The following is a 25,003-nucleotide window of genomic DNA, read 5'->3' as shown; positions in this document are numbered from 1 at the left end:
CTCAGCGCTCGAAACCCAGCTTCTTCATCGCCGCGGTGAGCGCGGCGCGGCTCTTCTCGTAGTCCGACCAGGGCTCGTTGCCGGCGTCGAGCCGCTCGTGCACGGTCGACACCGTCCAATGCGCGCCGCCCTTGAGCGACTTGAGCTCGTCCCAGCGCACCGGCACCGAGATGCCGAGCCCCGGCCGCGCACGAGCCGACCACGCGCAAGCCGTCGTCGCGCCATAACCATTGCGCAGGTAGTCGATGAAGATGCGCCCCACGCGGTTCTTCGCGCCGCTCTTGGCGACGAAGCGGTCCGGCAGCGTGCGCGCCAGGTGCTGCACGATGGCCTGCGAGAAGTCCTTCACCGTGTCCCAGTCGAATTTCTTGCGCAGCGGCACGACGAGGTGCAGGCCCTTGCCGCCGCTGGTCTTGAGGAAGACGGGCAGCTCGAGTTCATCGAGCAGCGCCCGCACGAGCTGCGCGGCCTCCTGGATCTGCGGCCAGGTCACGCCTTCGCCGGGGTCGATGTCGAAGGTCATGCGGTCGGGCTTGTCGATGGCCGGCACCGTGCCGTTCCAGGTGTGGAACTCCACCACGTTCATCTGCGCGGCCGAGAGCAGGCCTTCGGGCTTGCCCACTTCGATCATGGGCGGCGTGCCGGGCCAGATGGCAGGGTCCAGCTCCACCATGCCCTTCATCTTGTAGCGGTCCAGGTGCTTCTGGAAGAACAGCTCGTGGCCGATGCCTTCGGGTGCGCGCACCATCGCGATCGGGCGGTGCTTGAGGTGCGGCATCATCAGCGGCGTGACCAGCGCGTAGTAGCGCACGAGCTGGATCTTCGTGATGCCGCTTTGCGCGTCCACGACCCGGTCGGGATGGCTCACGCGCAGCGTCGCGGGCAGCGCGACACTGGAGGCGCTGGCGGCGGGCTTGTCCACGGGGGCATCATGCACGGCTTGCTCCCTCACGATCCTCGATGCAGGTTTGTCTTCGCGCAGGCCGTGGAACACGGAGTGGCGCACACGGCCGTCGCGGGTCCATTCACCGAACTGCACTTCGCACACGAGCTGCGGCTTCACCCAGTGCGCGTTGCGCGGGATTTCGCTGCCGGCCTGGAAGGGGCTGCGGTCGGCTTTCAGGGCTTCGAGCTTGCCGCGCAGGTCCGCGAGCACCTTGTCGTTGAAGCCGGTGCCGACATTGCCGCTGTAGCGCAGCTTGCCGTCCTCGTGGACGCCCAGCAGCAGCGAACCGATGCCCACGCGCGACCCCTTCGGATCGGTGTAGCCGCCGATCACGAACTCCTGCCGCTTGTGGCACTTCAGCTTGATCCAGTCCGACGAGCGTCGCGTGACGTAGGCCGAGCCCTTGCGCTTGGCGATCACGCCTTCGAGGCCGAGCCGGCACGCGGAGTCGAGCACGGCGTGCGCGGGCGCGTCGAACACTTCCGAGAAGCGCACGTTGCCGTGCGGCTTGCGCTCGACGATGCGCTTGAGCACTTCGCGGCGCTGCTCCACCGGCACCTCGCGCAGGTCGTAGCCGGCGCAGTACGGCAGGTCGAAGAGGTAGTAGACGATGCTGGCGGTGCGAGCGCTGTCGAAAGCGTTCTGCAGCGCCTGGAAGTCAGCGGGCACGTCGGTGCCCGGCATGATGATCTCGCCGTCGTACCAGCCGTCGGGCAGGTCCATGCCTTCCAGGGCTTCCTGCAGCTGGCGCAGCTTCGACGTCCAGTCGTTGCCGTTGCGCGTGACCAGCTTCACCCGGCCGCCCTCGGCGCGCGCGAGCATGCGGTAGCCGTCGAACTTCACTTCGTAGAGCCACTCGTCGCTTTGCGCCGGGGGCTCGTCGACGAGCGTGGCGAGTTGCGGTGTCAGCTCCTTCGGCAGGGCGGCCTTGCGCGAGCCTTTTGGCGGCCCGTCGGTGGGTGCGAGCGTTGCCGCCTTCGATGAAGGCGGGGCGACCGCGCCCGGGCGGTCTTCAAGGTGCTTCACGCTGTCGGCCATCTCGTCCACCACACTGTATTCGGTGGCGGGCCGCACCCACTCGTCACGCTCCTTGATCAACAGCCATGGCTGGCGCTTGTCGTCGTCGCCCTTGCCGGACATGCGAACGAGCGTCCAGCGCCCGTGCATCTTGTGGCCGCGCAGCTCGAACTTCAGGCGCCCTTCGCGATAGCCCTTGGCCGGGTCGCCGAGGGGGTGCCAGGTGCCCTTGTCCCAGATGATCACCTTGCCCGCGCCGTAGTTGCCGGCGGGGATCGTGCCCTCGAAACGGTTGTACGCGATGGGATGGTCCTCGGTGGGCATCGCCATGCGCCGGTCGGCAGGGTCGTAGCTGGGGCCCTTGGGCACCGCCCAGCTCTTCATCGTGCCCTGCAGCTCGAGGCGGAAGTCGTAGTGCAGGCGCGAGGCCCAGTGCTTCTGGATGACGAACGCGCGCGCCTGCTCGTTGGGCACGCCGCCTTCGGCCGGCTCGGGGGTCTGGTCGAAGTGGCGCTTTTCCCGGTAGAGCTTCAGCGCGTCGCGTTCGCCCTTGGCCATCGCTTAGAAGGAGTCCCTGAGGCGCTTGATCTCGTCGTGGTTGCGCAGCACGCCCTGGTACTGCTTCTCCACCAGCGCCTTCACCTCGATGGGCAGCGGCTTCTCCATCGCCTTCATGTAGCGCGCCTTGGCGTTGTCCTCGCCGCGTTCGCACTCCTTGAGCACCGCCTTGTCGTCGTAGGACGTGAGGGCGGATTTCACGGCGACCCAGCCGCGGTGCGCGGCACCCAGCATGCTGCCGCTGCGCATCACGTGGCCGCCGAGGCGGTCGATCATGTCGCTGAGGTCCTGCACGGCGCGGCGGCAATCGTCGGCGCGGGCCAGGAACACGGCGCGCAGGTCGGGCCGCTTGGCCTGGTCGGCGCACTCGCGGAAACCATACTCGCCGTCGAGCGAGCACTCCATCAGGTCCTGCAGCGTGTCGATCACGTCCTTGCGGTCGCCGCTCTTGTCGCCGGCCGACTGCATGGAGCCCACGGCCGCGGCGGCGCCGCTACCCTTGATGAGCGAGTCCGCGCGGTCCCACGCGGCGCGCGCGGGATGGCGGGCCTTGTCCCACTCGAGCGTGGACGTGCCGCGCTCCTTGCCCCACTGCTCCTCGAGGCGGTCCTCGACGGAGAGCCAGTCGTCGCCGTATTCGGTGCGGCCGGTCAGGCCCATGCGGTAGGCGGGCAGGTAGTCGTCGAAGCTGCGGCCCTGCTCGTAGTACGGCTCCTTCGTGTGGTGCTGGCGCCAGTGCGCCTCCTCGGCCGTGGGGTCGATGGCTTCGGCCGCGCGCTTGCCGGCCAGACCGCCGAGCACCGCGCCGGCCACGCCGCCGACAGCGGCACCGATCGGCCCGCCGATGGCGCCCACCGTCGCGCCGGCTACGGCGCCGCCTGCGGAGCCGAGGCCCGTGCCGACGGGGTGCGCGCCGGGTTCACCGGTGATGGGGTCCTGGTTCAGGTCGCGGTCTTCACGTTCTTCTGCCATCGAGATCTCCTTGGGTAAGACAGTTCTCCTGCCATGTTGGAGCGCAACCTCGGCCGGGAGGTCAGGCAAACGGGGACAGAGGCTGTAGGAAAGGGCTTATGGCGGCGGGGACCGGGCACGCAAACTCTGCGAAGTCCTACACATCCGGCGCGGGGGCTGCGGCACGCTGGCAACTCGTCGCCATGAAACAGTCCCTCCGCAAGACGCCTTCGCACCTGCACCTCGCGTACAAGTACGGCGAGCCCAGCGGCGGCTTGCTCGGCCGCAACCTGGCGCTGGAGGTCGACGGCGACACCTTCACGCTCGAGGTGGACATCTCGGGCAACCTGAAGGCGCGCAACAAGTCGTCGCCTTGGCACGTGGCGGCCAACAACCTCGTGCGCAACCACCACAAGCTCAAGTCGTTGCAATGCCCGGACAACCTGGTGCGTGCCCGCCTGATCCGCGCGTGGGAGTCGGTGCGCCACCCGAAGCTGCGCCTGAAGCTCGTGCTCGCGCCCGAGCACGTCTACATCTACGACGTCGCGCCGCACTCGCTGTTCACGGGCGGCGTGCAGCTGGACGTGCAGGCCTACCTGGAAGAAGACGAAACCGTCGCCGGCGGGCACTGGGTGCCGACGTCCGAGGCGGCCCACAACGGGAAACACGCATGAAGAAGATCGCATCCCTCGCGGCCATCGCACTTTGCGCCGCCTTGAACGCCGCGCCCGCTTTCGCCGATGCCGGCAGCCTGCGGGCCAAGTACACGGAGCTGACGGAGCAGCTGCGGAACAACAACTACGGCCGCGCGCTCTACATCGATTCCACCGAGGGCAGCAACACGCTGCAGGGCGACGTTTACGCCGTGCTCGATCACCCGTTCAGCAAGGTGAGCCAGGCGCTGAAGCAGCCGTCGCAGTGGTGCGACGTGATGATCCTGCCGTTCAACACCAAGTACTGCCATGCCATGGGCCCGAACAGCATGCAGGTGCGCATCGGCCGCAAGTTCGACCAGCCGGTGGAGCAGGCCTATCGCCTCGACTTCAACTACCAGAACGTGGCGGCGTCGAACGACTACTTCGAAAGCCGCCTCAACGCGGCGCAGGGCCCGGTGGGCACGAAGAACTACCGCATCAACGTGGAGGCCGTGCCGCTGGATTCGGGCAAGACCTTCATGCACATGACGTACTCGTACGGCTACGGCGGCATGGGCAAGATGGCGATGCAGGCCTACTTGTCCACAGCGGGCGCGAGCAAGATCGGCTTCTCGCAGGCGAAGGACGAGGCCACCGGCAAGATGGGGCCGATCGGCGGGGTGCGGGGCGCGATCGAGCGCAATGCGATGCGCTACTACCTCGCCATCGACGCGTACCTCGACTCGCTCGATGCGCCCCGCGAGCAGCAGGCCGAAAAACGCATCCAGCAGTGGTTCAGCGCCACGGAGCGCTACCCGCGGCAGCTGCACGAGATGGATCGCTCGACCTACGTCGCCATGAAGCGGCAAGAGGTCGAGCGGCAGCAGACGGCGCTGCTGCAGTAGTCGCCGGTTACTTCAGGCCGGCTGCGGCGCGCAGCGCAGCTGCTTTGTCCGTGCGCTCCCAGCTGAACTCCGGCTCTTCGCGACCGAAGTGGCCGTAAGCCGCCGTCTTGCCGTAGATCGGGCGCAGCAGGTCGAGCATCTGGATGATGCCCTTCGGGCGCAGGTCGAAGTGGTCGTGCACCAGCGACGCGATCTGGTCGTCCGGGATCACGCCCGTGCCTTCGGTGTACACGGTCACGTTCATCGGGCGGGCCACGCCGATGGCATACGCCACCTGGATCTGGCACTGGCGCGCAAGACCGGCTGCCACGATGTTCTTGGCGACGTAGCGCGCGGCGTAGGCGGCCGAGCGGTCCACCTTGGACGGGTCCTTGCCGGAGAAGGCACCGCCGCCATGCGGGCAGGCACCGCCGTAGGTGTCCACGATGATCTTGCGGCCGGTCAGGCCACAGTCGCCCTGCGGGCCGCCGATGACGAAGCGGCCGGTGGGGTTGATCAGGTACTTGGTTTCCTTCAGCCACTGCTTGGGCAGCACCGGCTTGATGATCTCCTCGATGACCGCCTCGTAGAACTCGGGCTTCATCTTGTCGCCCAGGCTCATCTCCGGCGCGTGCTGCGACGACAGCACCACCGTGTCGATGCTGTGCGGCTTGCCGTCCACGTAGCGCATCGTCACCTGGCTCTTGGCGTCGGGGCGCAGGAAGGGCAGGCGGCCGTCCTTGCGCAGCTGCGCCTGGCGCTCGACGAGGCGGTGCGCGTAGTAGATGGGCGCGGGCATCAGCTCCGGCGTCTCGTCGCACGCATAGCCGAACATCAGGCCCTGGTCGCCGGCGCCGGTGTTCAGGTGGTCGTCGGACGCATGGTCCACGCCCTGCGCGATGTCGTTGGACTGCTTGTCGTAGCAGACCATGACCGCGCAGCCCTTGTAGTCGATGCCGTATTCGGTGTTGTCGTATCCGATGCGCTTGATGGTGTCGCGCGCGACCTGGATGTAGTCGACGTGCGCGTTGGTCGTGATCTCGCCGGCCAGCACCACCAGGCCGGTGTTGCACAGCGTCTCGGCCGCCACGCGGCTGCGCGGGTCCTGCGTGAAGATCGCGTCGAGGATGGCGTCCGAGATCTGGTCGGCCACCTTGTCGGGGTGGCCCTCGGAAACCGATTCGGACGTGAAGAGAAAGTCGTTCGCCATTGAATACACTCCGTGCGTTTGCATGTCTGAAGGCGCGTTGCCTTCGGCGGAGCCCCTGGCGAACGCTTTAGCAGAATTCTTTAACGTCGCCCTGCAAGTAGTTCCATAACTCGGCGACGGCCGAATATTACCGCACAGTGAAACCCCTGTTCCGCCTGCTGGCTCACCTGCCGCTGCCCGCGCTGCACGCGCTGGGCGCGGCCATGGGCTGGTTGGCATTCCTGTTGTCGCCAACCTACAGGCGGCGCTTCCTCGAGAACGCCCGCCAGGCGGGGTACGGGTTCGGCCGGGTGCGGGGGGCGGTCGCAGAGGCGGGCAAGCTGGTGGGCGAGGTGCCGCGCCTTTGGTTCGGCGCCCCGGTGCGGCTGCTGTGGGACGGCGCGGAGCTGATCGAGGCGGCGCGCGGGGCCGGGCGGGGGATCATCTTCCTGACGCCGCACCTGGGGTGCTTCGAGGTCACGGCGCAGGGCTATGCGCAGCGCTTCGGGCCGATCACGGTGCTGTACCGGCCGGCGCGCAAGGCGTGGCTCCGCGACCTGGTCGATACGGCGCGCGGGCGCCCGAACCTCGCCACGGCACCCACGACGCTGGCGGGCGTTCGACAAATGTTGCGCGCGCTCAAAGCCGGTGAGGCCGTGGGGTTGCTGCCGGATCAGGTGCCGCCCGAGGGGCTGGGCGTCTGGGCGCCGTTCTTCGGGCGCGATGCGTACACGATGACGCTGCCGGCGCGGCTCGCGCAGCAGTCCGGTGCGCAGCTTCTGCTCGCCTGGGGCGAGCGGTTGTCGTGGGGCCGGGGCTATCGCATCCGGTTGCGCGAGTGGAGCGGCGAGCTGCCCGCCGAGCCGCAAGCCGCGGCTCGCGCGTCGAACGCCGGCATGGAAAGCCTCGTGCGCGAATGCCCGCAGCAGTACCTGTGGGGCTACGCGCGCTACAAGCAGCCGCGCAAGGAGCTCGCGCCATGACGAAGATGGTCGGCAACTGGGCCGGCGCCACCGCGAGCCGCATGGGCGTGGTCTTCATGAAGGTGCTCGCGCGGCTGCCGCTGCCCTTCGTCCGCGGTCTCGGCAGCGTGCTCGGGGCGCTGCTTTACGCGGTGGTCGTGCCGCGCCGGCGCGTCGCGATGCGCAACCTCGAGCTTTGCTTTCCCGACTGGACCTCGCGGCAGCGGCGGGACGTCGTGCGCCGCCACTTCACGTACTTCGCGCAGGCCTGGCTCGATCGCAGCTGGCTTTGGCACGCGCACCCGGACGTGACGCGCAAGCGCATCGCGCTCACGGGCGCGGTCGACGAGCTGGCAGGCAAGGACGCGACGCTGGTCTTCGCGCCCCACTTCGTGGGCATGGACGCGGGCTGGACGGCGATCACGCAGCAGGTGGACCGCAAGTTCGTCGGCATCTACACGAAGCAGGCGAACGCCGTGGTCGACCAGTGGATGCTCGAAGGGCGCAACCGCTTCGATTCCGCCACGCCATTCGGGCGCGCCGACGGTGTCCGCGGCCTCGTCGCGGCGCTCAAGCGCGGCGAAGTGATGTACCTGCTGCCCGACATGAATTTCGGGCCGGAGGAGTCGATCTTCGTGCCGTTCTACGGCGTGCAGGCGGCGACTGTTCCCTCACTGTCTCGGTTCGCGCGGCTCGGTGGCGCGAAGGTGGTGCCGGTGGTCACGCGGCTCACGCCGACCGGCTACGAAGTGCATGTGCACGAAGCGTGGCCCGGGTTCCCTACGAAAGACCTCGCGGCCGACACCACGATGATGAACGAGCGCCTGCAGGGCTACATCGATGGAATGCCCGACCAGTACTGGTGGGTGCACAAGCGCTTCAAGACGCGGCCGCCGGGCGAGCCGGCGCTTTATTGAGGAACGCGCCCAGGCGTTGCATCACGAGCGCGGGCTGCTCGTGCACGATCCAGTGCGACGCGCCCGGCACGCGTTCGAGTTCCAGATCGGGGATGTAGTCGCCCAGTCCCTCAACCAGCTCCGGCGGCAGCGCGCGGTCTTCCATTCCCCACAGCACGAACGTGGGGATGTCGATCGTGAGCATCTCCAGCGGGATCTCGATGCCCGCCGCGGTGCTCGGGCGCAGCGGCGAGGCGCGGTAATAGTTGCAGCCGCCTTCGAGGCTCAGGTCCCACACCTCGCGGTACTTGGCCTTGAGTTCGTCTGTCATCCAGGCATCGGCGCCATCGCGCGAGAAGAAGCCCCACATGCGCTCGTAGTCGTTCGCGCGCAGCAGCGTTTCGGAGTCGGGCCGGATCAGGAAGTCCATGTACGCGCTGGCGGCCTGCTGGCGCGGGTTGGTCTTCAGCTCGCGCAGGAAGGTGCCCGGGTGCGGCGAGTTGATGATGGCCAGCCGCTTCGCCAGCTCCGGGTGCTGGTTCGCGAGATTCCACGCCACCGCGCCGCCCCAGTCGTGCGCCACGAGGCACTCGAGCGGCGCGCCTTCGATTGCCGCAAGTGCCGCGATGTCCTGTACGAGGTACTTCGGGCGATACAGCTTCACATCCTTCGGCTGCGTCGACCGCTCGAACCCGCGCAGGTTGGGCGCGATGCAGCGATACCCTTGTGCCGCGAAGTGTTCGAGCAGTTCGTCCCACACGAACGCGGCTTCCGGAAAGCCGTGGAGAAACATCAAGACCGGCCGCCCGCGTTCGCCGCTCGCGCGGCAGCTCAGGGTGACGTCATGGGGCAGGGTCTGCTGGTAAAGCTGGATGGTCATCGGCGCCGTGCGTCCACTGCCAGAGCAGGAGGGCAGTTTCCTCCACGCCCTGCCGCTTCAGGGCCGAGAAGAGTTTCACCTCCCCGCCCGCGGTCTGCAGTCGCGCAATCGACAGCGCCTTGTTCGCCTCGGCCCGGTTGAGCTTGTCGGCCTTGGTGAGCAGCACCAGCAGCTTCAGTCCCTGTTCCACGCGCGGACGGATCACCTCGAGCAGGATGTCGTCCAGCTCGGTCAGGCCATGGCGAGGGTCGCACAGCATCACCACGCCGCGCAGGCTCTCGCGCGTGACGAGGTAGTTCGCCATCACCTGTTGCCACCGGATCTTGTCGGCCTTGGGCACCGCCGCGTAGCCGTAGCCGGGCAGGTCCGCCAGCACGGCGTCGGTCTCGCCCTGCTTGCCCAGCGCGAACAGGTTGATCGCCTGGGTGCGGCCCGGCGTCTTGGACGCGAAGGCCAGGCGCTTTTGCTGCGTGAGCGTGTTGATGCAGGTGGACTTGCCCGCGTTCGAGCGGCCGACGAACGCGACCTCGGGCACGCCGACGGGCGGCAGGAATTCGAGCCGCGGGGCGGTGGTGAGGAAGCGGGCCGTGTGCAGCCAGCCGAGGGCCACGGCTGCGGGCGAGGAGGGGGAAGTCATCGAGAAGAGGGGCGGGAGGTGGGGCATTGTAGAATCCCGGGGTTTTGCGTCCCACAATCCCAAGAAACCCCGCCATGAAGGTCCGTTCCCTGTTCGCCGCCGCATTGGCCGCGCTCGTGCTCCCCGCCCTGGCCCAGCACGCCGCCCCGGCACCGGCCCCGGCCGCTCCTGCTGCAGCGGCCGCCCCCGCCGCGGCTGCCGTGCCCGCGAAGCCCGACGCGAACCTGGGCAGCCAGAAATTCGGCGCGGTCTGCGCCGCCTGCCACGGGGCCGACGGCAACTCCGGCACGCCGGCGAACCCCAAGCTCGCGCAGCAGCACCCCGAGTACATCGTCAAGCAGCTGCAGGAGTTCAAGAGCGGCAAGCGCCCCAGCCCCATCATGCAGGGCTTCGCCGCCCAGCTGACCGACGCGGACATGCAGAACATCGCGGCCTATGTCGGCAGCAGCAAGGCCAAGGCCGGCTTCGCCAAGGACAAGGAGCTCGTGACGCTGGGCGAGAAGATCTACCGCGGCGGCATCGCCAACCGGCAGGTGCCCGCCTGCGCCGGCTGCCACAGCCCCAACGGCGCCGGCATCCCCGCGCAGTACCCGCGCCTGGCCGGCCAGCACGCCGACTACACCGCCGCGCAGCTGGTCGCCTTCCGCGACAACGCGCGCAAGAACAGCCCGCAGATGACCGCGATCTCCGGCAAGCTCAATGACCGTGAAATCCGCGCGGTGGCGGACTACATCGCCGGCCTGCGTTGAACTAACCGCCGAGAACACAACCAAAAAAGGGCGGGGCTCTCCGGGGTCCCGCCTTTTTCATTGAACGATGACCACCGAAGGACTCCGCCTCTCCACCGGCCCGCAGCCCCTGCGCACGGCGATGGAGCTGGTGTCGTCCATGCGCTTCGCGATCTCGCTGCTCACGGTCATCTGCATCGCCTCGATCATCGGCACCGTGCTCAAGCAGCACGAGCCGGTGAACAACTACGTCAACCAGTTCGGGCCGTTCTGGGCGGACGTGTTCCTCTCGGCGCGCCTGAACGCGGTCTACAGCGCGTGGTGGTTCCTGCTGATCCTGGCGTTTCTCGTGACCAGCACGTCGCTGTGCATCGCGCGCAATGCGCCCAAGATCCTCACGGACCTCAAGGCGTACAAGGAGAACGTGCGCGAGCAGGCATTGCTGGCGTTCCACCACCGCGCGGAGGCGCAGCTGGGTGAGACGGCCGAGGCGGCTTCGCAGCGCATCGGCCAGACGCTGGCCAAGCGGGGCTGGAAGGTTCGGCTGCAAAAGCGCGACGCGGGCTGGATGGTCGCGGCCAAGGCAGGCGGCATCAACAAGATGGGCTACCTCGCCGCGCACAGCGCGATCGTGCTCGTGTGCCTGGGCGGCCTGCTCGATGGCGACTTGATCGTGCGCGCGCAGATGCTGCTGGGCGACAAGTCGCCGTACAAGGGCGGCGGGATGATCGCCGACGTCCCCAACCAGCACCGATTGCCGTCGAACAACCCAACCTTCCGCGGCAACCTGCTGGTGGCCGAGGGCACGCAGTCGTCCACGGCCATCCTGAACCAGTCGGACGGCGTGCTGCTGCAGGAGCTGCCGTTCTCGATCGAGCTGAAGAAGTTCATCGTGGAGCACTACTCCACGGGCATGCCCAAGCTCTTTGCGAGCGAGATCGTCATCCACGACCGCGAGACGGGCCAGCAGGTGCCCGCGCGCGTGGAGGTGAACCACCCGGCGCGCTGGCGCGGCATCGACATCTACCAATCGAGCTTCGACGACGGCGGCTCCGCCGTGAAGCTCAAGGCCGTGCCGCTGGACGGGCGCGGCAAGCCCTTCGTGGTGGAAGGCGCGATCGGCGGCAACACCCAGCTCACGCGCGGCCAGTCCGCCGATGCCGACAAGATGACGCTGGAGTACACGGGCCTGCGCGTAATCAACGTCGAGAACTTCGGCGGCGGTTCCGCCTCGGGCGCCGATGCGCGCGCGGTGGACCTGCGCAGCTCGATCGACTCGCGCCTCGGCGCCGCCAACAAGACGGTGACGAAGAAGGAACTGCGCAACGTCGGCCCCAGCATCATGTACAAGCTGCGCGACGCGGCCGGCCAGGCGCGCGAGTTCCACAACTACATGCTGCCGGTGGACTTCGGCGACGGCCAGGCGGTGTTCCTGCTCGGCATGCGCGACAAGCCGGACGAGCAATTCCGCTTCCTGCGGCTTCCGGCCGACGAGAACGGCCGCATGGACGGGTTCCTGCGCATGCGCGCGGCGCTGGCCGATCCCGAGCAGCGCGCCGAGGCCGTGCGCCGCTATTCCGTGATGGTGACGGACCCGGCGCGGCCGGAGCTTGCGAAGCAGCTCGGCGCTTCCACGGGCCGGGCCATGGACCTCTTCGCGGGCGCGGCGGGCAGCAAGTCGCCCGGCGGGCTCGGCGCGGTGTCCGAATTCATCGACGCGAACGTCCCCGAGGCCGAGCGTCCCCGCGCCGGCGAGATGCTGCTGCGCATCCTCAACGGCGCGCTGTTCGAGCTGGTGCAGATGTCGCGCGAGAAAGCGGGCCTCAAGCCCCTGCCGCGCGACGAGAAGACGCAGGCCTTCATGACGCAGGCCGTGCTGGCGCTGAGCGACGCCACCGCCTACCCGGCGCCGATGGCCTTCCAGCTCGAGGACTTCAAGCAGGTGCAGGCCAGCGTGTTCCAGGTGACGCGCTCGCCCGGCCATTACATCGTGTACCTCGGTTGCGCCTTGCTGATCGCAGGTGTATTCGGCATGCTGTATGTTCGCGAGCGGCGCCTCTGGGTGTGGCTCGCGGACGGCGAAGGCGGGGCAGGTGGCGCCAAGGCACGCATGGCGCTGTCCACCAACCGCCGCACGCTCGACGCGGACCGCGAGTTCGCCCACCTGCAGGAGGGCCTGCTGGGAGTCAAGACATGAACACGGCCACCACGACCACGACCACCATCACCCTCGACGAGGGCTTCTTCTCGAAGCGCAACTGGCTCGACTGGCTGTTCGCACTGCTCGTGTTCGCCGGCGGCACGTTCGCCTTTGCGCGCTACGGCGAGTACATGGACGTGTACGAGAAGGGCATCCTCATCGGTGCGGTGCCTTCGGCTATCTGGCTCGGCTGGTTCTGGCGGCCGCTGCGTGTGTTGATGCTCGTGGTGGCGGCGTTCTCGCTGATGGGCATTGCGTCCTACCAGGGCCAGCTCGCGAAAGCCGAATCCGTGTTCTGGCTCAAGTACTTCCTGTCGAGCCAGTCCGCCATCCTCTGGATGAGCATGCTGTTCTTCATGAGCACCGCCTTCTACTGGATCGGCATGTTTTCGCGCGGGCAGTCGGCGGCGATGGAGGGGCTCGGCTCGAAGCTCGCATGGGCAGCGGTGTCGATGGCGCTGATCGGCACGATGGTGCGCTGGTACGAGAGCTACCTGCTCGGTGCCGACATCGGCCACATCCCCGTGAGCAACCTCTACGAGGTGTTCGTGCTCTTCTGCTGGCTGACGGCGGCGTTCTACCTCTACTTCGAAGCCCAGTACGGCACCAAGTCGCTCGGCGCGTTCGTGATGCTCGTGGTGAGCGCCGCGGTCGGTTTCCTGCTCTGGTACACGGTGGTGCGCGAGGCGCACGAGATCCAGCCGCTGGTGCCGGCCCTCAAGAGCTGGTGGATGAAGCTGCACGTGCCGGCGAATTTCATCGGTTACGGCACCTTCGCGCTTGCGGCGATGGTGGCGTTCGCGTTCCTGATCAAGCAGCAGGCCGGCGAGACGCGCTGGTACAAGCTGGCGCCGCTGTGGCTGCTGGGCGTGGTGCTGTGCTTCGAGCCGCTCGCGTTCCGCAAGTCGGTGGAGGGCAGCGGCAGCTATTGGGCGGTGTACTTCGGCGTGTCGGCGCTGATCGTGGGCGGCATCCTGTTTGCCCGTAACCGCATCGCGGAGCGGCTGCCCGCGCTCGAGGTGCTGGACGACGTGATGTACAAGTCCATCGCGGTCGGCTTTGCGTTCTTCACGATCGCCACGGTGCTTGGCGCGCTCTGGGCTGCCGAGGCCTGGGGCGGCTACTGGAGCTGGGACCCCAAGGAAACCTGGGCGCTGATCGTGTGGCTGAACTACGCGGCCTGGCTGCACATGCGGCTCATGAAGGGGCTGCGGGGGTCGGTGTCGGCCTGGTGGGCGCTGGGTGGGCTGGTCGTGACGACTTTCGCATTCCTCGGCGTCAATATGTTCCTCTCGGGGTTGCATAGCTACGGAACGCTCTGACGCTGAATCCTTGTAAGAATCGCCTGCGTAAGAAGACGAACAGGCAACGCAAGGAGACGCCATGCTGATCAGGACGAGCCGCGACGGTTTCAATCACCCGGTCGCCAGCGAAATCACACCGCGCGAGGTCTACGAAGGCCGGCGCCAGCTGCTCAAGCTGATGGCCGGCGGCGTGCTGGCTTCGTGGGCAAGCCGTGAAGCATTCGCCAAGGGCGCACCGCTGCCCGGCGCGAAATCCACCGTGGCCGGCGCCACGACGATGGAGAAGATCACCGAGTACAAGGACGCCACCTCGTACAACAACTTCTACGAGTTCGGCACGGGCAAGGAAGACCCCGCGCAGAACGCCCACACGCTCAAGACGAAGCCGTGGACCGTGGAGGTCGAGGGGCTGGTGAAGAAGCCCGCGAAGTACACGCTCGAAGACCTGCTCAAGCTCTCGCCGCAGGAAGAGCGCATCTACCGCCTGCGCTGCGTCGAAGGCTGGTCGATGGTGATCCCCTGGGTCGGCTACTCGATGTCGAAGTTGATCGAGAAGGTGGAGCCGCAGGGCAACGCGAAGTTCGTCGAGTTCGTCACGCTCGCGGACAAGGCGACGATGCCGTACGTGGGCTCGCGCGTGCTGGACTGGCCGTACGTCGAGGGTTTGCGCATGGACGAGGCCATGCACCCGCTCACGCTGCTCTCGTTCGGCATGTACGGCGAGGTGCTGCCCAACCAGAACGGCGCGCCCGTGCGGCTCGTCGTGCCGTGGAAGTACGGCTTCAAGAGCGCCAAGAGCCTCGTGAAGATCCGCTTCACCGACAAGGAGCCGCGCACCGCGTGGAACAAGGCGGCGTCGCACGAGTACGGCTTCTATTCCAACGTGAACCCCAACGTCGACCACCCGCGCTGGTCGCAGGCCACCGAGCGTCGCATCGGCGAGGACGGCCTGTTCGCGAAGAAGCGCAAGACGCTGATGTTCAACGGCTACGAGCAGCAGGTTGGCCAGCTTTATGCCGGTATGGACCTCAAGAAGAACTATTGAGATGAAGCCCGCGAAGGCCTTGCTGCACCCGGCCGCCAAGCCGGTGCTCTTCGCGCTGTGCCTGCTGCCCTTCGCGTGGCTCGTGTTCGGCATCTTCGCGGACAAGCTGGGCGCGAACCCGGCCGAGTACCTCGAACGATCCACCGGCGACTGGACGCTGCGGTTCCTCTGCATCACCTTGGCCGTGACACCGCTGCGCGTGATGGCCAACCTGCCGCCGCTGGCGAGGTTCCGGCGCATGCTGGGCCTCTTCACGTATTTCTACGTCGTGCTGCACTTCCTCTGCTACGCCTGGTTCGACATGGGCTTCGACTGGGCGGAGACCGCGAAAGACATCGCCAAGCGGCCCTTCATCCTCGTCGGCTTCGCGGCTTTCCTGCTGCTCACACCGCTGGCGGCCACCTCCTTCAACCGCGCGGTGAAGGCGCTCGGCGCGAAGCGCTGGCAAGCGCTGCACAAGCTGGTCTACGTGATCGCGGGCCTCGGCATCCTGCACTTCTTCTGGATGCGCGCGGGCAAGAACAACTTCGCGGAAGTGTTCGTCTACGCGGCCATCCTCGGCGTGCTGCTCGGCTGGCGCCTCGTGCGCCGCTTGCGCACACCGGTCAAGGGACCAGCTTTTCCCTGAGCATCTGCTGCGCGGGCGTCTCCCGCTCGCGGATCAGGTGCGCCTTCGTGCCGTCCACCAGCACCTCGGCCGCGCGGCCGCGCGTGTTGTAGTTGCTCGCCATCGACATGCAGTACGCGCCCGCGGACATCACCGCGACGTAATCGCCGGGGTTCACCGCCAGCTCGCGTGTGTGGCCAATCCAGTCGCCGCTTTCACACACGGGGCCGACCACGTCGTATGTGTGCGGCATGTCGTCGCGGGTGCGCACCGGCAGGATCGCGTGGTAGGCCTGGTACATCGCGGGGCGCGGCAGGTCGTTCATCGCGGCGTCCACGATGCAGAAGTTCTTCGTCTCGCCCGGCTTGAGATAAAGCACCTCGCTCACGCACACGCCCGCGTTGCCGACGAGCGAGCGCCCCGGCTCGATCATCAGCGTGCGGCTGCCGAAGCCGCGCGCGTCGATCTTCGCGAGCAGCTGCGCCCACAGGGCGTCGGCCTGCGGCGGTTGTTCACCGTGGTAGGAAATGCCCAGGCCACCGCCGAAGTCGATGTGATGGATCGGGATGCCGGCCGTCTCGACCGCCTGCACGAGGTCCAGCATGCGGTCGACGGTGTCGAGGTACGGGCCCACGTCCGTGATCTGCGAGCCGATGTGGCAGTCGATGCCCACGACGCGCAGGCCGGGCAGCTGCGCGGCCCGCTGGTACGCGTGCAGCACGCGGTCGTGCGCGACGCCGAACTTGTTGCCCTTCAGGCCCGTGGAGATGTAGGGGTGCGTCTTCGGGTCGACGTTGGGGTTCACACGCAGGCTGACCGCAGCTTCCTTGCCCGCGGACGTGGCCACTTCGCTGAGAACCTCGAGCTCGGGCTCGCTTTCGACGTTGAAGCAGGCGATGCCCACTTCCAGCGCGCGCTTCATCTCGGCGCGCGTCTTGCCGACGCCGGAGAAGACGATGTCGGAGCCCTTCGCTCCCGCCGCGAGCGCACGCTCGAGCTCGCCGCCCGACACGATGTCGAAGCCGCAGCCCGCCTGCGCGAACACCTGCAGGATGGCCAGCGACGAATTGGCCTTCATCGCATAGTGGATCTTCGCGTTGCGGTCGCCGAAGCCGCGCTGGTAGGCGCCCAGCGCCGCCAGCATCGAAGCCTTGGAATACACGAACAGGGGCGTGCCGTACTCGCGCGCGAGGTCCGCCAGCGGCAGCTCCTCCACGTAGAGCTGGTCGCCGCGGTAATCGAAATAGGGTTGGCCCGGGAAGCGGCTCATCGTGGGGTCGGGTTGGCGGCGCCGGTGGGCGTGGACGCGGGGTTGGCGGGCTCCACGGCCGTGCCGGGCCGCAGGGTCTGGGGCAGGGTCGCGCGCTGCGCGGCAGCGTCGCCGGTGGGCAGGTGCAGAGGGCCTTTCTGCCCGCAAGCGCCCAGCAGCAGCACGCTGACTAGAATGAAACTCGAAGCTCGCGACATCCAGGGATTTTAATGACCGACCTCGAGTACATGGACCAGGCCGAGCAACTGCTCGCGCGCATCGAGTCCGGCTGCGACCGCATCAACGAAGAAACCGACGCCGACATCGACAACCAGCGCGTCGGCGGTATGGTCACGCTCGTCTTCGCCAACGGCACCCAGATCATCGTCAACACGCAGAAGCCCCTGCACGAGATCTGGATGGCCGCGCGCGCGGGCGGCTTCCACTACAAGTTCGACGGGCGGCAGTGGATGGACACCAAGGGAGGCGGCGAGTTCTTCGCGAACCTGGGCAAGTACGCGAGCGAGCAGGCCGGCCGGCCGCTCAGTTTCTGAAGAGGTCCAGGATGCTCTTGCGCTCCTCGCCGGAGGAGCGCGGCTGGTTGGGCGGCAAGCCGTCCGAATTCTGCAGGCTGCGGTCCGTCGGCGCGCCGGGCGACTGCTCGCCGGAGGGGCCGCGCACCGCCGGCGGCACGGCGCCATTGCCGTTGACGCTGCCCGGCTCGGCCGCATTCATCCCGAGGCTGCCCACACCGGACCCGCGCGCGTATTCCTCGTAGTACCACTCGCCGCCGACATTGAGCACGCCTTCGGGCGGCGAGGGCTCCATCACCGGCACGCCCTTCAAGGCCTGTTCCATGAAGTTGATCCACACCGGCAGCGACAGGCCGCCACCCGTCTCGCGGTCGCCGAGCGACTTGGGCTGGTCGTAGCCGATCCAGACGATCGCCACCAGCGTCGGGTGGAAGCCGTTGAACCACGTGTCGATGGAGTCGTTGGTCGTGCCGGTCTTGCCGTACACGTCCGGGCGCTTGAGCGTGGCCTGCGCGCGCGCGGCCGTGCCGGCGCGGGTGATCTCCTGCAGCAGGCGGTTCATCACGAACGCGTTGCGCGCGTCGATGGCGCGCACCGACTCGTTCGGCAGCGGCGGCTGGCTCTCGACGAGCACCTTGCCCTTCTGGTCGATGATCTTGGTCACCAGCCAGGGGTTGATGCGGTAGCCGCCGTTGGCGAACACCGCGTAGCCCGTGGCCATCTGCATCGGCGTGACCGAGCCCGCGCCCAGCGCCATCGTCAGGTAAGGCGGGTGCTTCTCGGCCTCGAAGCCGAAGCGCGTGATCCAGTCCTGCGCGTTCTGCGTGCCCACGGCCTGCAGGATGCGGATGGACACCATGTTCTTGGACTTCGCCAGCGCGGTGTGCAGCGGCATCGGGCCTTCGAACTTGCCGTCGTAGTTCTTCGGCTCCCAGGGCTGCCCGCCGGTGACGCCCGCGTCGAAGAAGAGCGGCGCGTCGTTGACGACTGTCGTCGGCGTGAAGCCCTTCTCCAGCGCCGCCGAATAGATGAAGGGCTTGAAGCCCGAGCCCGGCTGCCGCCATGCCTGCGTGACGTGGTTGAACTTGTTCTTGTTGAAGTCGAAGCCGCCCACCAGCGCCTGCACGCCGCCGTCGCGCGGGTCCAGCGCCACGAAGGCGCCTTCCACTTCCGGCAGCTGCGTGATTTCCCAGGTGTCCTTGGGTGACTTCATCACGCGGATGACGGCGCCGCGGCGGATCTTCACCTTGGGCTGGGCCTTGTCGGAAAGCCCCGAGGTGGCGGGGCGCAGGCCCTCGCCGACGATCTCGAAGCGCTCGCGGTTGCCGCGCATGGCGACGATCTTCCTGGGGTTGGCGTCCAGCACCACGGCGGCCATCACGTCGCCGTTGTCGGGGTGGTCTTCCAGCGCGTCGTCCACGGCCTCCTCGAGCTCGCGCCCGTCGCCGTTCGGCAGGTCCACGAACTCCTCCGGGCCGCGGTAGATCTGCCGCTTCTCGTAGTCCATGATGCCCTTGCGCAGGGCCTTGTACGCCGCCTCCTGCCGCTTCGAGTTGATCGTGGTCATCACGTTCAGCCCGCGCGTGTAGGTTTCGTCGCCGTACTGCGCGTAGACCAGCTGGCGCACCGTCTCGGCCACGTACTCGGCGTGCACCGGCAGGTTCTGCGAAGCGTTGCGCACTTTCAGCTCCTGCTTCTTGGCGGCCTCGGCCTCGGCGGCCGTGATGAAGCCGTTCTCCTCCATGCGCTCGATGATGTAGAGCTGGCGCGAGCGCGCGCGCGAAGGGTTCGTGATGGGGTTATAGGCCGACGGTGCCTTCGGCAGGCCGGCCAGCATCGCCGCCTCGGCGATGGTCAGGTCCTTCATCGGCTTGCCGAAGTAAGCCTCCGAGGCCGCCGCGAAGCCGTACGCGCGGTTGCCCAGGAAGATCTGGTTCATGTAGATCTCGAGGATCTGGTCCTTCGACAGCAGGTGTTCCAGCTTGAAGGTGAGCAGGATCTCGTAGAGCTTGCGGGTGAACGTCTTCTCCGACGAGAGGTAGACGTTGCGCGCCACCTGCATCGTGATGGTGGAGGCGCCCTGGCTCTTGACCTTGCCCAGGTTGGCGATGGCGGCGCGCAGCAGGCCGCGGTAGTCCACGCCGCTGTGCGAATAGAAGCGCGCGTCCTCGATGGCGAGCACGGCGTCCTTCATCACCTTGGGGATCTGCGCGATGGGCGTGAGGTTGCGCCGCTCCTCGCCGAACTCGCCGATCATCACGCCGTCCGCGGAGTAGACGCGCAGCGGCAGTTTCGGCCGGTAGTCGACAAGGTCGGAAATGTCGGGCAGATTGGGGTATGCGACCGCCAGGGCCACGCCGGCAACGGTGGCCGCGCAGGCGAAGAAGGCAAGGGTGAGGCCGACGGTCCACGCCGCGAACCGCAGCATGAACCGCTGCCAGGCCGGGCGCACCGTGGGGGAGCCGGGAGCGTCGGATGAATTGTCGGGGGGCATGGACGATTATAAAAAATGGCCTCAGTCGGACCGCGGCGGGGCGGCGCGGTTCCGGGCGTGAAGAAAAGCTCACACGGTACGCACGTGTGTTTTTGGCAACGAACGGGATGGGCTGTGGGGGAAAAATCCTTTGTGGGACAAGGACGTTACTGCTAGCATTGAAGTGGAATCTTAAGTTTGTTACGCCTGCAGGGCGGCGTTTCAGGAGACACGATTGATCTCTTTGGGCTCTTTGTTTAGCCGCCAAGCCGCGCCGCTGCTGGGCCTGGACATCAGTTCGTCCAGCGTCAAGCTCGTGGAACTCGGCCGCAACAAGGACGGCGAGCTGGTGCTCGAGCGCTGCGCGATCGAGCCCCTGGAACGCGGCTGGATCACGGACGGCAACGTCGAGAAGTTCGACGAGGTCGCCGAGGCGATGCGCCGGGTCGTCAAGAAAAGCGGCACCCGCACCAAGAACGTCGCGATGGCGCTGCCGCCCTCGGCCGTCATCACCAAGAAGATCATCCTGCCCGGCGGCATGAGCGAGTCGGAGCTGGAGGTCCAGGTCGAGACCGAGGCCAACCAGTACATCCCCTTCTCGCTGGACGAGGTGAGCCTCGATTTCTGCGTGGTCGGCCCCAGCCCGTCGTCGGCGGGTGACGTGGAGGTGCTGATCGCCGCCTCCCGTAAAGAGAAGGTGCAGGACCGCCAGGGCCTGGCCGAGGCGGCGGGCCTCAAGCCCGTCATCATCGACGTCGAATCCTATGCATCGCGCCTGGCCGCGGGCCGGCTGATCCAGGCCCTGCCCGAGGGCGGCAAGGACATGATGGTGGCCCTGTTCGAGGTGGGCGCCTTCAACACCGCCATGCAGGTGATGCGCAACGAGGAAGTGCTGTACGACCGCGACCAGGCCTTCGGCGGGGCGCAGCTCACGCAGCTGATCGTGCGCCAGTACGGCTTCTCGCAGGAGGAGGCGGAGAACAAGAAGCGCAACGGCGACCTGCCGGAGGACTACGAGTCCGGCGTGCTCAAGCCCTTCGTGGAGAGCATGGCGCAGGAGATCGCGCGGGCGCTGCAGTTCTTCTTCACCAGCACGCCGCACAACCGCGTGGACTACATCATGGTGGCCGGCGGCTCCGCCGCGCTTCCGGGCCTGTCGGAGGCCATCACCGCCCAGACTTCGTTCCCGTGCAACCTGGCGGACCCGTTCCAGGGCATGCACATCGGCGAGAACGTGCGCGAGAAGAAGGTCAAGCGGGAAGCCCCGTCCTACCTCACGTCGTGCGGGCTCGCCATGCGGAGGTTCGAGCAGTGATCCTCATCAACCTGCTGCCCCACCGGGAAGCGGCCCGCAAGCGCCGGCGAGAGCTGTTCTTCATCACGCTGGGCATCTCGGGCCTGATCGGCGGCCTGATCGCCGGCGGCATCTTCCTCTGGTACGCAGCGCAGATCTCCACCCAGCAGAACCGCAACCAGGTGCTGGCCACCGAGATCAAGCGGCTGGAGGGGCAGATCAAGGACATCGCGACGCTGCAGGAAGAGATCGCCGCGCTGCGTGCGCGCCAGCAGGCGGTTGAAGACCTGCAGTCCGACCGCAACCTGCCCGTGCACCTGCTCAACGACCTCGTGCGGCTGCTGCCCGATGGCGTCTACATCCAGTCCCTGCGGCAGGAGGGCCAGACGGTGACGCTGCAAGGCTCCGCGCAGTCCAACGAGCGCGTGTCCGAGCTGCTGCGCAACCTGGGCACCGGCAGCCAGTGGCTCACCAAGCCCGACCTGGTGGAGATCGTCGCCGGCACCGTGGCGCTGTCGCCGCGCGAGCAGCGGCGCGTTTCCAATTTCACGCTGCGCGTGCGCCTGCTGCGCTCCAGCGAAGCCCTGAAGGCGGCCAGTGCCGCGTCGGCGGCCGGGTCGGCCACGCCGGTCGCAGCGGCCCCGGCGGCGTCCGGCGAGAAGAGGAACCCCTGACATGGCCTCCGCAAAGATGCCCAAAGTCGACTTCGCCGCCCTCGGCGCGAAGATCCAGGGCCAGTTCCGCGGCCTGAACCCGCAGGACCCGCCCTCGTGGCCGATCGTGCCGCGCATGGCGCTGAACCTGGCGCTGATCGTCGCGATCGTGGTCGCCCTGTGGTTCCTCTGGCTCAACGGCTCGGCCACCGAGCTGGAGCAGGAGCAGGCCAAGGAAGAAGCCCTCAAGAAGGACTACCAGAAGAAGCTCGCGCAGGCCGTCAACCTGGACGCGCTGAAGAAGCAGCGCGAGCAGGTGCAGCAGTACGTGACGCAGCTGGAGAAGCAGCTTCCCAGCAAGGCCGAGATGGACGCGCTGCTGTCGGACATCAACCAGGCCGGCCTCGGGCGCAGCCTGCACTTCGAGCTGTTCCGCCCCGGCGTGGTCAGCGTCAAGGAGTACTACGCGGAGCTGCCCATCGCGCTGCGCGTGACCGGCAAGTACCACGACATCGGCGCCTTCGCATCGGACATCGCTCACCTCTCGCGCATCGTCACGCTGAACAACCTGGTGATCACGACCGCGCGCGACAACCTGGTGATGGACGCGCAGGCCAAGACCTTCCGCTACCTCGACAACGACGAGGTCAACGCGCAGCGCAAGGCGCAGGCAGGGAAGAAGAAATGACGGCCCGCCTGCTCATCGCCCTCGCGGCGGCCGGCGTGCTGGCCGGCTGCGGCGCCGAAAGCCACGAGGAACTGCAGGGGTGGATGGCCGAGCAGAAGGCGCGCACGCGCCCGCAGGTCACGCCCATCCCCGAGCCCAAGAAATACACGCCCCAGCCCTACGCGCAGGAAAAGGCCTTCGACCCCTTCAGCAACCAGAAGCTCACGCAGGCGCTGCAGAAGGACACGACGATCAGCAAGGAGAGCGCGGCCCTCATCTCCACGGAGAAGAACCGCCGCAAGGAGCCGCTGGAAAGCTACCCGCTCGACGCGATGGCCATGGTGGGCAGCCTGGTCAAGCAGGGCCAGCCGGTGGCGCTGGTCCAGGTCGACAAGCTGCTCTACCAGGTGCGCCCCGGCAACTACCTGGGGCAGAACTACGGCCGCATCACGAAGGTCGGCGAGACGGAGATCGAATTGCGCGAGCTGGTGCAGGACGCCACCGGCGAGTGGATCGAGCGCAAGTCGACGCTCCAACTCCAAGAGAGGTCCAAATGAACAAGTACAACGCAACTCCTTGGCGCAGGCTATTCGCGTCCCTGCTCGTGCTCGGCCTGCTGGCCGCGGCGCAGCTCGCACGCGCGCAGCAGGCGGTGGTGGAGTCCGTCACGGGCTCGCTGCAAGGCGGCAGCGAGGTCGTCCGCATCGACTTCTCGCAGCCGCTGGCGGCGGTGCCGGCGGGCTTCGTCATCCAGACGCCGGCGCGCGTGGCGCTGGACGTGCCCGGCGCGAGCAACGGCCTCGGGCGCAACGCGGTCGAAGTGAACCTGGGCAACCTGCGTTCGGTGAACGTGGTGCAGGCGGGTGACCGCACCCGCATCGTGCTGAACCTGAAGACGCCGACCAGCTACCGCGCGCAGGTGCAGGGCAAGTCGCTGCTGGTCACGCTGGACCCCGTGGGCGGCGCCGCCCCGCAGGCGCAGGCACCGCAGGTGTTCGCCGAAAGCCGCACCCGCGACACGCAGCCGCTGCGCGACGTGGACTTCCGCCGCGGCTCCGACGGCGCCGGCCGCGTCGTGGTCGACATGTCCAGCAGCCAGATGGGCGTGGACATCCGCCAGCAGGGCCAGCAGCTCGTCGTGGAATTCCTCAAGGCCACGCTGCCTGAAGGGCTGCGCCGCCGCCTCGACGTGACCGACTTCGGCACGCCGGTGCAGAGCGTCACCACCACGCAGGCGGGCGACCGCGTGCGCATGGTGATCGAGCCCAAGGGCGCGTGGGAGCACAGCGCCTACCAGAGCGACAACCAGTTCGTGGTGGAAGTGCGGCCGCAGCGCCAGGACCCCAACAAGCTGGTGCAGGGCCCCGGCTACTCCGGCGAGAAGCTGTCGCTGAACTTCCAGAACATCGAGGTGCGTTCGCTGCTGCAGGTGATCGCCGACTTCACCAACTTCAACATCGTGACGTCCGACTCCGTGACGGGCGCCGTCACGCTGCGCCTGAAGGACGTGCCCTGGGACCAGGCGCTGGACATCATCCTACAGGCCAAGGGCCTGGGCATGCGCAAGGCCGGCAACGTCCTGTGGATCGCGCCCAAGGACGAGATCGCCGCGAAGGAAAAGCTGGAGCTCGAGTCGCGCGCGGCCATCGAGAACCTGGAGCCGCTGCGCACGCAGTCGTTCCAGCTCAATTACACGAAGGCCGCCGACATCGCCGCGCAGCTCACGCGCGGCACCGGCGCCGCGCGCATCCTGAGCGCCCGCGGCAGCGTGATCGCGGAGCCGCGCACCAACCAGCTGTTCGTCACCGACGTCACCGACAAGCTGGAGCAGGTGCAGTCGCTCATCGGCAAGCTGGACATCGCGGTGCGGCAGGTGCTGATCGAGGCGCGCATCGTCGAGGCATCGGACACCTTCGGCAAGTCGCTCGGCGTGCGCTTGGGCGGCAGCGACCTGCGCGGCCTGCGCGGCGGCGACCCCGGCTACGCCGTCGGCGGCAATGCGAACCGCGTGGCTTTCGGCGGCACCTACGACGCCGTGAGCGGCACGGTCGGCGAGTCGAGCACCACGCTGACCACATCGAACACGACGTTCTTCAACATGCCGGCCCCCGGCCAGGGCGGTTTCCCGGCCGCGACCTTCGCCGTGTCGCTGTTCAGTGCCGCGGCCAACCGCTTCCTGAACCTCGAGCTCTCCGCGCTCGAAGCCGACGGCAAGGGCAAGCTCGTGTCGAGCCCGCGCGTGGTGACGGCGGACCAGACCAAGGCGCTGATCGAGCAGGGCACCGAGTTCCCCTACCAGCAGGCCACCTCGAGCGGCGCCACGTCGGTGTCGTTCCGGCGCGCCACGCTCAAGCTGGAAGTGACGCCGCAGATCACGCCCGAGGGCAACATCATCCTCGACCTGGACATCAACAAGGACAGCCGCGGCGAGACTACGGCGGCCGGCATCGCCATCAACACCAAGCACATCCGCACCCAGGTGCTGGTGGAAAATGGCGGCACGGTCGTGATCGGCGGCATCTTCGAGCTGACCGAGACCGAGAACGAGGCCCGCGTGCCCCTGCTCGGCGACATCCCGATCGCAGGCAACCTTTTCAAGAGCCGCAACCGCAGCAGCAACAAGCAGGAGATGCTGGTGTTCATCACCCCCAAGATGATCGCCGACCGCTCCGCCGCGCGCTGAACCCAGTTTTTC

23 protein-coding genes are annotated in these 25,003 nt (G+C 67.5%); 15 read left to right on the top strand and 8 right to left on the bottom strand.

Features of this window, described 5'->3' with window-relative positions; translation table 11 throughout:
* Nucleotide 1: 1 nt before the first annotated feature.
* Complete coding sequence (gene ligD, locus H8R02_RS10385) at nt 2-2,521, bottom strand: DNA ligase D (protein ID WP_187081328.1); 2,520 nt, start codon at nt 2,519-2,521, stop codon at nt 2-4.
* Between the two features lie 3 nt (nt 2,522-2,524).
* Nucleotides 2,525-3,493, bottom strand: coding sequence for a ferritin-like domain-containing protein (locus H8R02_RS10380; protein ID WP_187081327.1), 969 nt, complete (start codon nt 3,491-3,493; stop codon nt 2,525-2,527).
* Nucleotides 3,494-3,675: 182 nt separating this feature from the next.
* On the opposite strand from H8R02_RS10380, the gene H8R02_RS10375 reads away from it, so the two are divergent.
* Entirely contained in the window at nt 3,676-4,146 is a 471-nt protein-coding gene (locus tag H8R02_RS10375; RefSeq protein ID WP_187081326.1) for a hypothetical protein, read from the top strand.
* Complete coding sequence (locus tag H8R02_RS10370) at nt 4,143-5,012, top strand: hypothetical protein (RefSeq protein ID WP_187081325.1); 870 nt, start codon at nt 4,143-4,145, stop codon at nt 5,010-5,012. Before H8R02_RS10375 ends, H8R02_RS10370 begins: the two co-directional genes overlap by 4 nt.
* Before the next feature lie 7 nt (nt 5,013-5,019).
* Here H8R02_RS10370 and metK read toward each other — a convergent pair whose 3' ends face one another.
* Nucleotides 5,020-6,201, bottom strand: a complete 1,182-nt coding sequence (gene metK / locus H8R02_RS10365; protein ID WP_187081324.1) for a methionine adenosyltransferase — start codon at nt 6,199-6,201, stop codon at nt 5,020-5,022.
* A gap of 137 nt (nt 6,202-6,338) precedes the next feature.
* Here metK and H8R02_RS10360 point away from each other — a divergent pair, with 137 nt between their 5' ends.
* Complete coding sequence (locus H8R02_RS10360; RefSeq protein ID WP_187081323.1) at nt 6,339-7,163, top strand: lysophospholipid acyltransferase family protein; 825 nt, start codon at nt 6,339-6,341, stop codon at nt 7,161-7,163.
* Entirely contained in the window at nt 7,160-8,059 is a 900-nt protein-coding gene (locus H8R02_RS10355; RefSeq protein WP_255429270.1) for a lysophospholipid acyltransferase family protein, read from the top strand. The genes H8R02_RS10360 and H8R02_RS10355 overlap by 4 nt, the downstream gene beginning before the upstream one ends.
* Here H8R02_RS10355 and H8R02_RS10350 read toward each other — a convergent pair.
* Together H8R02_RS10350 and yihA are read right to left on the bottom strand one after the other, a co-directional pair.
* Nucleotides 8,022-8,918: an alpha/beta fold hydrolase gene (locus H8R02_RS10350; protein ID WP_187081322.1), complete on the bottom strand. Its 897-nt coding sequence runs from the start codon at nt 8,916-8,918 to the stop codon at nt 8,022-8,024. The two genes, H8R02_RS10355 and H8R02_RS10350, sit on opposite strands and share 38 nt — an antisense overlap.
* Nucleotides 8,881-9,555 (bottom strand): ribosome biogenesis GTP-binding protein YihA/YsxC, encoded by a 675-nt coding sequence (gene yihA, locus H8R02_RS10345; RefSeq protein ID WP_255429269.1) that lies wholly within the window; start codon nt 9,553-9,555, stop codon nt 8,881-8,883. Before yihA ends, H8R02_RS10350 begins: the two co-directional genes overlap by 38 nt.
* Before the next feature lie 74 nt (nt 9,556-9,629).
* On the opposite strand from yihA, the gene H8R02_RS10340 reads away from it, so the two are divergent.
* The 5 genes from H8R02_RS10340 (at nt 9,630) to msrQ (ending at nt 15,460) form a co-directional block, all read left to right on the top strand.
* Complete coding sequence (locus tag H8R02_RS10340; RefSeq protein WP_187081320.1) at nt 9,630-10,304, top strand: c-type cytochrome; 675 nt, start codon at nt 9,630-9,632, stop codon at nt 10,302-10,304.
* Nucleotides 10,305-10,371: 67 nt separating this feature from the next.
* Nucleotides 10,372-12,480, top strand: coding sequence for a cytochrome c biogenesis protein ResB (locus tag H8R02_RS10335; protein ID WP_187081319.1), 2,109 nt, complete (start codon nt 10,372-10,374; stop codon nt 12,478-12,480).
* Nucleotides 12,477-13,805 (top strand): c-type cytochrome biogenesis protein CcsB, encoded by a 1,329-nt coding sequence (gene ccsB / locus H8R02_RS10330; protein ID WP_187081318.1) that lies wholly within the window; start codon nt 12,477-12,479, stop codon nt 13,803-13,805. Before H8R02_RS10335 ends, ccsB begins: the two co-directional genes overlap by 4 nt.
* 61 nt (nt 13,806-13,866) lie before the next feature.
* Complete coding sequence (msrP, locus tag H8R02_RS10325; protein ID WP_187081317.1) at nt 13,867-14,832, top strand: protein-methionine-sulfoxide reductase catalytic subunit MsrP; 966 nt, start codon at nt 13,867-13,869, stop codon at nt 14,830-14,832.
* Nucleotide 14,833: 1 nt separating this feature from the next.
* Nucleotides 14,834-15,460, top strand: coding sequence for a protein-methionine-sulfoxide reductase heme-binding subunit MsrQ (gene msrQ / locus H8R02_RS10320; RefSeq protein ID WP_187081316.1), 627 nt, complete (start codon nt 14,834-14,836; stop codon nt 15,458-15,460).
* Here the strand turns inward: msrQ and lysA are convergent.
* On the bottom strand, nt 15,438-16,709 hold the full coding sequence (gene lysA / locus H8R02_RS10315; protein ID WP_187081315.1) for a diaminopimelate decarboxylase: 1,272 nt from the start codon (nt 16,707-16,709) through the stop codon (nt 15,438-15,440). The two genes, msrQ and lysA, sit on opposite strands and share 23 nt — an antisense overlap.
* A complete protein-coding gene (gene lptM, locus H8R02_RS10310; protein ID WP_187081314.1) occupies nt 16,706-16,906 on the bottom strand; it encodes an LPS translocon maturation chaperone LptM in 201 nt (66 codons plus the stop codon). The genes lysA and lptM overlap by 4 nt, the downstream gene beginning before the upstream one ends.
* A 12-nt stretch (nt 16,907-16,918) precedes the next feature.
* Here lptM and cyaY point away from each other — a divergent pair, with 12 nt between their 5' ends.
* Nucleotides 16,919-17,242 carry an iron donor protein CyaY gene (cyaY, locus tag H8R02_RS10305; RefSeq protein ID WP_187081313.1) on the top strand — a complete coding sequence of 108 codons (324 nt, stop codon included), beginning with the start codon at nt 16,919-16,921 and terminating at the stop codon, nt 17,240-17,242.
* On the opposite strand, the gene H8R02_RS10300 is transcribed toward cyaY, so the two are convergent.
* Complete coding sequence (locus H8R02_RS10300) at nt 17,232-19,715, bottom strand: penicillin-binding protein 1A (protein ID WP_187081312.1); 2,484 nt, start codon at nt 19,713-19,715, stop codon at nt 17,232-17,234. The two genes, cyaY and H8R02_RS10300, sit on opposite strands and share 11 nt — an antisense overlap.
* A 214-nt stretch (nt 19,716-19,929) precedes the next feature.
* Between H8R02_RS10300 and H8R02_RS10295 the strand changes: the two genes are divergently transcribed.
* The 5 genes from H8R02_RS10295 to H8R02_RS10275 are packed head-to-tail and all read left to right on the top strand — an operon-like array spanning nt 19,930 to nt 24,991.
* Nucleotides 19,930-21,009, top strand: a complete 1,080-nt coding sequence (locus H8R02_RS10295) for a pilus assembly protein PilM (RefSeq protein WP_187081311.1) — start codon at nt 19,930-19,932, stop codon at nt 21,007-21,009.
* Nucleotides 21,006-21,662 carry a PilN domain-containing protein gene (locus H8R02_RS10290; protein ID WP_187081310.1) on the top strand — a complete coding sequence of 219 codons (657 nt, stop codon included), beginning with the start codon at nt 21,006-21,008 and terminating at the stop codon, nt 21,660-21,662. Before H8R02_RS10295 ends, H8R02_RS10290 begins: the two co-directional genes overlap by 4 nt.
* Before the next feature lies 1 nt (nt 21,663).
* Nucleotides 21,664-22,329, top strand: coding sequence for a type IV pilus inner membrane component PilO (locus H8R02_RS10285; RefSeq protein ID WP_187081309.1), 666 nt, complete (start codon nt 21,664-21,666; stop codon nt 22,327-22,329).
* Nucleotides 22,326-22,865 (top strand): pilus assembly protein PilP, encoded by a 540-nt coding sequence (locus H8R02_RS10280; RefSeq protein WP_187081308.1) that lies wholly within the window; start codon nt 22,326-22,328, stop codon nt 22,863-22,865. The genes H8R02_RS10285 and H8R02_RS10280 overlap by 4 nt, the downstream gene beginning before the upstream one ends.
* On the top strand, nt 22,862-24,991 hold the full coding sequence (locus tag H8R02_RS10275) for a type IV pilus secretin PilQ (protein WP_187081307.1): 2,130 nt from the start codon (nt 22,862-22,864) through the stop codon (nt 24,989-24,991). The genes H8R02_RS10280 and H8R02_RS10275 overlap by 4 nt, the downstream gene beginning before the upstream one ends.
* The last annotated feature ends 12 nt before the right edge of the window (nt 24,992-25,003 follow it).

The sequence above is a fragment of the Ramlibacter albus genome, from assembly GCF_014297445.1.
GTDB lineage: Bacteria > Pseudomonadota > Gammaproteobacteria > Burkholderiales > Burkholderiaceae_C > Ramlibacter > Ramlibacter albus.
Note: the sequence above shows the minus strand (reverse complement) of the source record. Positions and strands in the feature narration are given on the sequence as shown.

Excerpts from the sequence above, each read along its gene's own strand:
- H8R02_RS10300 (WP_187081312.1), bottom strand. The coding sequence starts at position 19,715 with ATGCCCCCCGACAATTCATCCGACGCTCCCGGCTCCCCCACGGTGCGC.
- msrP (WP_187081317.1), top strand. The coding sequence starts at position 13,867 with ATGCTGATCAGGACGAGCCGCGACGGTTTCAATCACCCGGTCGCCAGC.
- H8R02_RS10370 (WP_187081325.1), top strand. The coding sequence starts at position 4,143 with ATGAAGAAGATCGCATCCCTCGCGGCCATCGCACTTTGCGCCGCCTTG.
- ccsB (WP_187081318.1), top strand. The coding sequence starts at position 12,477 with ATGAACACGGCCACCACGACCACGACCACCATCACCCTCGACGAGGGC.
- yihA (WP_255429269.1), bottom strand. The coding sequence starts at position 9,555 with ATGACTTCCCCCTCCTCGCCCGCAGCCGTGGCCCTCGGCTGGCTGCAC.
- msrQ (WP_187081316.1), top strand. The coding sequence starts at position 14,834 with ATGAAGCCCGCGAAGGCCTTGCTGCACCCGGCCGCCAAGCCGGTGCTC.
- H8R02_RS10275 (WP_187081307.1), top strand. The coding sequence starts at position 22,862 with ATGAACAAGTACAACGCAACTCCTTGGCGCAGGCTATTCGCGTCCCTG.
- H8R02_RS10380 (WP_187081327.1), bottom strand. The coding sequence starts at position 3,493 with ATGGCAGAAGAACGTGAAGACCGCGACCTGAACCAGGACCCCATCACC.
- H8R02_RS10350 (WP_187081322.1), bottom strand. The coding sequence starts at position 8,918 with ATGACCATCCAGCTTTACCAGCAGACCCTGCCCCATGACGTCACCCTG.
- lptM (WP_187081314.1), bottom strand. The coding sequence starts at position 16,906 with ATGTCGCGAGCTTCGAGTTTCATTCTAGTCAGCGTGCTGCTGCTGGGC.
- lysA (WP_187081315.1), bottom strand. The coding sequence starts at position 16,709 with ATGAGCCGCTTCCCGGGCCAACCCTATTTCGATTACCGCGGCGACCAG.
- ligD (WP_187081328.1), bottom strand. The coding sequence starts at position 2,521 with ATGGCCAAGGGCGAACGCGACGCGCTGAAGCTCTACCGGGAAAAGCGC.
- H8R02_RS10285 (WP_187081309.1), top strand. The coding sequence starts at position 21,664 with ATGGCCTCCGCAAAGATGCCCAAAGTCGACTTCGCCGCCCTCGGCGCG.
- H8R02_RS10340 (WP_187081320.1), top strand. The coding sequence starts at position 9,630 with ATGAAGGTCCGTTCCCTGTTCGCCGCCGCATTGGCCGCGCTCGTGCTC.
- H8R02_RS10355 (WP_255429270.1), top strand. The coding sequence starts at position 7,160 with ATGACGAAGATGGTCGGCAACTGGGCCGGCGCCACCGCGAGCCGCATG.
- H8R02_RS10375 (WP_187081326.1), top strand. The coding sequence starts at position 3,676 with ATGAAACAGTCCCTCCGCAAGACGCCTTCGCACCTGCACCTCGCGTAC.
- H8R02_RS10280 (WP_187081308.1), top strand. The coding sequence starts at position 22,326 with ATGACGGCCCGCCTGCTCATCGCCCTCGCGGCGGCCGGCGTGCTGGCC.
- metK (WP_187081324.1), bottom strand. The coding sequence starts at position 6,201 with ATGGCGAACGACTTTCTCTTCACGTCCGAATCGGTTTCCGAGGGCCAC.
- cyaY (WP_187081313.1), top strand. The coding sequence starts at position 16,919 with ATGACCGACCTCGAGTACATGGACCAGGCCGAGCAACTGCTCGCGCGC.
- H8R02_RS10335 (WP_187081319.1), top strand. The coding sequence starts at position 10,372 with ATGACCACCGAAGGACTCCGCCTCTCCACCGGCCCGCAGCCCCTGCGC.